This is a genomic window from Holdemanella sp., assembly GCF_056804935.1.
Genome location: NZ_DBMEXE010000281.1, coordinates 1 through 378, shown reverse-complemented (window position 1 = coordinate 378; position 378 = coordinate 1). Strand labels below are relative to the sequence as shown.

1 protein-coding gene is annotated in these 378 nt (G+C 31.5%); it reads left to right on the top strand.

Annotated elements, in window-relative coordinates; translation table 11 throughout:
- Positions 1-37 precede the first annotated feature (37 nt).
- Positions 38-378 (top strand): hypothetical protein (locus ACZQCL_RS09335; RefSeq protein ID WP_482483000.1); only part of this gene is annotated, 341 nt, incomplete at its 3' end.

Here is a 378-nt window from a genome sequence, read left to right as displayed (position 1 = left end):
TTATTCTTTCTATTGGTTAGAGACTGTGTTAAATTTAATGATTTATAGGGATACAATTGAATTTGATGAAATCTTAGACGAAATGATTTCTTTAGCCTATGACGATGTGGTCGAAAAAGGATATCATTTGGGTCCATTGATTCATCAAAAGCGTACAAACGCATTGGAAAATGCGATTTTAAGCATTCAAAAGTATTTGCCTAAAAATTGTTCGAAACAAGAAATTATTATTTGTGTAAAGCAGCATGATGAAGCTTTAAAGGAATACAAGAAGCTTTTGATCATGCAGACACCATATCGTTTATTATCGAGTTTTTTGGTGGATGTAGGTGGTAATGATCCAATTTGGAATCGACCTAAAGATATTATAGAAACAAT